Raw genomic sequence first — 798 nt, 5'->3', positions numbered from 1 at the left:
GTACGCCTTCTGCAAATTCAATTGGGCATTCGCTAATGCCAGACTATCTACTTCTTTGAGCCACGCAAACTCTTCCTTGTACTTAGCAGGAGTCGGGAATTTTTGCTTCTTTAGCGTTTTTTTGTCGTCCTTGAATTGTTCATATGTTTCCTTTCGCTCCGAAAGCATTTTGTTGTAGACGAAACGGACACAACCGAAGGTTTTTGCAAGAAATTGCTCTTGTTCTTGCGTTGGGTACAGACGGAACTTATATGCTTTATTTGCCATATCGAATCACCTCATTTCATACCTTGATTTTCTATATATTTCTTTATCACTTCAATAGGCGAACTGCCTGTTGTAAGTAAGCAAAAACTTCTTGACCAAAAATACTCTTTCCAAAGTTTTCTTTTCACTTGTGGAAAATTCTTTTTGATAAGTCGAGAACTTGCGCTTTTATAAGCGTTGATGAACTTTGACATTTCAGTATTCGGATGTGCTTTGAACAAAATATGCACATGGTCAATATCGTGATTCCATTCGACTAAGGAAATATTGTAATTTTCACCTAATCGTACAAACATATCTTTCGCGTAGTCAGATATGGCATCGTCAATCACTTTTCTGCGATATTTTACGACCAGAACGAGATGATAACACAACAAGAACACTGAATGATTATTATTGTCTAATTCCATTTATATAACAACCTTTCTTTTATCTAAGACTGATTATATCATAGTACAAAAAAAGAGACAACTTTAGGCTACGCCTAACCGAAATTCATCTCCCACTTTCACTGGTGCTGGCGCACCTTCA

General features: G+C 36.8%; 2 protein-coding genes. Both read right to left on the bottom strand.

The window, feature by feature from the left end; all coding sequences use genetic code 11:
* Window positions 1-267: helix-turn-helix domain-containing protein (locus EEJ45_RS18170; RefSeq protein ID WP_164464353.1), on the bottom strand; the 267-nt coding region annotated here is incomplete at its 3' end.
* An 11-nt stretch (window positions 268-278) separates the two neighbouring features.
* Window positions 279-677 (bottom strand): IS200/IS605 family transposase, encoded by a 399-nt coding sequence (gene tnpA, locus EEJ45_RS18165; RefSeq protein WP_124566130.1) that lies wholly within the window; start codon window positions 675-677, stop codon window positions 279-281.
* Between the last annotated feature and the right edge of the window lie 121 nt (window positions 678-798).

It is taken from the genome of Ectobacillus antri, from assembly GCF_003852715.1.
Lineage (GTDB): Bacteria > Bacillota > Bacilli > Bacillales > Bacillaceae_G > Ectobacillus > Ectobacillus antri.
Note: the sequence above shows the minus strand (reverse complement) of the source record. Positions and strands in the feature narration are given on the sequence as shown.

What these genes read in the sequence shown, in the direction of transcription:
- tnpA (WP_124566130.1), bottom strand. Translation starts at nt 677, where the DNA reads ATGGAATTAGACAATAATAATCATTCAGTGTTCTTGTTGTGTTATCAT.